Source organism: Streptomyces sp. NRRL WC-3618 (genome assembly GCF_001280005.1).
GTDB lineage: Bacteria > Actinomycetota > Actinomycetes > Streptomycetales > Streptomycetaceae > Streptomyces.
Genome location: NZ_LGDW01000220.1, coordinates 1 through 1,678 on the forward strand (window position 1 = coordinate 1; position 1,678 = coordinate 1,678).

Here is a 1,678-nt window from a genome sequence, read left to right on the forward strand (position 1 = left end):
ACAGGACCCTAGACAAGTCCCATCGTTGCAGGTCAGGAGCACTCTCCGCTTATTTGATCAAGCCTCGGACACCCCACCTCGTGAAAGCGCGAGGCTAGGTCTGCCGGCACCGGCAGAGGCAATGCATGGCTGGACTACGTTGCTGCTTTGTCAGGCGCTGACATCTGGCGCCTCGCTGTCGAGTTGGACAGCGAGAGCAGCCAGCACCGTGACATCGCTGAGGGAAGACGGAGCTGACGACGCGGGCTGTGGAGAAACGACTGGATGCGTGTGCTACCGCTCTGATGGCCACGCTGGGCTGAACAACCCGCGGCGCGGGCCCGGCGGCCACATCCAGCAGCCGAGCCGACCGCACACCCGCACCGGGATACCCCGAGTACCGGCAGGCTCCCGGCCGACAGCCCTGCGACGCCTCCGAATCGAACGGCAACATCACTCGCCGTGACGGCTCCCCGTGATCGCTGCCAGAACCGAGTTTTGACTCCACAGGGGGCCTTGCGGTGGGAGTATCGGGGTGCATCAGCTAGCCCTGGGTGGCTCAAGTGCCCCTTTCGAAGGTCGATTTGTACGCGGCGATACGCCATGACGCTCGGGTCGAAGGGCTGTCCAGCAGGGCTTTGTCGACCAAGTACGGGGTGGGCCGCAGGACGGTCGCGATGGCGCTGGAGTCGGTGTGGCCGGCGCCGCGCAAGCAGCTTCCGCCCCGGATCTCGCGTCTGGATCCGTTCAAGGCGACGATCGACCAGATCCTGCGGGAGTACCTGGACGCGCCGCGCAAGCAGCGGCATACCGCCAAGCGGGTCTTCGACCGGCTGATCGACGAGCACGACGCCCGGGGCGTGACGTATTCGATGGTCCGCGCCTACATCGCCGTGCGCCGCCCGGAGATCCGCGTCGAGGAGGGCCGCGGCCCGCCCCAGGCGTTCGTGCCGCAGACCCACCACCCCGGTGACGTCCAGACCGAGGACCGGACCGGGTACGAGCGCTCGAAGTTCCGCCACTGGGTCGACGCCGACCGCGACTCGTGCAACACCAGGCTTATCTGCATGCTCAGATAGGGATAGAGCGCAACGCCCCTGGCCGATACGAGCTTAGTCTCGATCGTTCATGAGTCCTCGTCGGTGAGCCGACGGGGACTCTGTGTTTGCGAGGTGCGGCCTCTTCGGGGCTGGGGCAGGTTGACGGCTCGGTTGTCGCGTCGGGTGGGCGCCGGGTTCCACTGCTCCGGTGTGGTGGTGCGGGTCATTGAGGCGGTCGGCGTGCCTGATCAGCCGGGGCTCGGCAAGGCATTGAGCCGGTCGATCGCTCGGATGATTTCGTCGGTCCAGGGCCATCGCGTGGTGAAACGGAGCCAGCGGCGGCGGCCGGTGTTCACCATCTGGGCGGCGGCGGAGAACAGTCGCAGGCGGAGCTTTTTGGGTTCCCAGCGGCGGGTCTTGCCGGTCGGGGGCAAGCATGGGCATCCAGGCGAGGAGGTCGAGTGCGAGGGAGACGATCTCCAGCCAGACCTGGTTCTGTGCGGTGTCGTGCAGGGGCAGACATCCGATGCCGTTGATCTGTCAAGCGGCAGCGGGGAGTTGTTGGTCCGCTGAGGCGGGGAAGGCGGTCGCTTCGTTGTAGCGGATGCGTTTGGTGAGGCAGTGGTGGAGGCAGCCGATCATGCGGTTGAAAAGGTTGC

1 protein-coding gene and 1 pseudogene are annotated in these 1,678 nt (G+C 66.2%); one reads left to right on the plus strand and one right to left on the minus strand.

Features of this window, described 5'->3' with window-relative positions; all coding sequences use genetic code 11:
• Positions 1-542: 542 nt before the first annotated feature.
• Positions 543-1,058: a hypothetical protein gene (locus tag ADL01_RS47820; RefSeq protein ID WP_199834874.1), complete on the plus strand. Its 516-nt coding sequence runs from the start codon at positions 543-545 to the stop codon at positions 1,056-1,058.
• Positions 1,059-1,267: 209 nt separating this feature from the next.
• Here ADL01_RS47820 and ADL01_RS42265 read toward each other — a convergent pair.
• Positions 1,268-1,550: pseudogene (locus ADL01_RS42265) on the minus strand (transposase); the annotation flags it as partial.
• Positions 1,551-1,678: the final 128 nt, after the last annotated feature.